We start from the raw sequence: 1,163 nt of genomic DNA, 5'->3' as shown, positions 1-1,163 counted from the left end.
ACGCAGGTGCCGGTTGAGTTGACGTCGTCGTTGGCGGAGCTGGACCCGGAGATCGCCGGGCACATCGATGCGGAGCTGGCCCGTCAGCGTGAGGGCCTGGAGATGATCGCCTCGGAGAACCACACCGCGGCGGCGGTGATGGCCGCCCAGGGCTCGGTGCTGACGAACAAGTACGCCGAGGGCTACCCGGGCAAGCGGTACTACGGCGGCTGCGAGCACGTCGACGCGATCGAGACGATCGCGATCGAGCGGGTCAAGGCCCTGTTCGGCGCCGAGTTCGCCAACGTGCAGCCGCACTCCGGGGCCCAGGCCAACGCCTCGGTGATGCACGCCCTGATCCGGCCCGGGGACAAGGTCCTGGGGTTGAACCTGGCCCACGGCGGGCACCTGACGCACGGGATGAAGATCAACTTCTCCGGCCGGCTCTACGACATCGTGGCCTACGGGGTGGACGAGGACACCTACGAGGTGGACATGGACCAGGTCGCCGCCCTGGCCCGGGAGCACTCCCCGAAGCTGATCGTGGCCGGCTGGTCGGCCTACCCCCGGCAGCTGGACTTCGCCCGGTTCCGGCAGATCGCCGACGAGGTCGGGGCGTACCTGATGGTGGACATGGCCCACTTCGCCGGGCTGGTCGCCACCGGGCTGCACCCGAACCCGGTCCCGCACGCCCACGTGGTCACCTCCACCACGCACAAGACCCTGGCCGGTCCCCGCGGCGGGATCATCCTGACCAACGACGCCGAGATCGCCAAGAAGGTCAACTCCGCGGTCTTCCCGGGCCAGCAGGGCGGACCGCTGGAGCACGTGATCGCCGGCAAGGCCGTGGCCTTCAAGATCGCCGCCGGTGAGTCCTTCCGGGACCGCCAGGCCCGCACCCTGGCCGGGGCCCGGATCCTGGCCGAGCGCCTGACCCGCCCGGACGTGGCCGAGCACGGGATCACCGTGCTCACCGGCGGCACGGACGTGCACCTGGTCCTGGTCGACCTGCGCAACTCCTCCCTCGACGGGCGCCAGGGCGAGGACCTGCTGGCCCAGGTCGAGATCACCATCAACCGCAACGCGGTCCCGTTCGACCCGCGCCCGCCGATGGTGACCTCCGGGCTACGGATCGGCACCCCGGCCCTGGCCACCCGCGGCTTCGACGAGGCCGCCTTCACCGA

General features: G+C 70.9%; 1 protein-coding gene. It reads left to right on the top strand.

The genetic code is table 11. From position 1 onward, the window contains the following. Nucleotides 1-6: 6 nt before the first annotated feature. On the top strand, nt 7-1,163 hold a 1,157-nt coding region (gene glyA, locus CITRI_RS0115560), incomplete at its 3' end, for a serine hydroxymethyltransferase (protein WP_050813724.1).

It is taken from the genome of Citricoccus sp. CH26A, assembly GCF_000224415.1.
GTDB lineage: Bacteria > Actinomycetota > Actinomycetes > Actinomycetales > Micrococcaceae > Citricoccus.
Note: the sequence above shows the minus strand (reverse complement) of the source record. Positions and strands in the feature narration are given on the sequence as shown.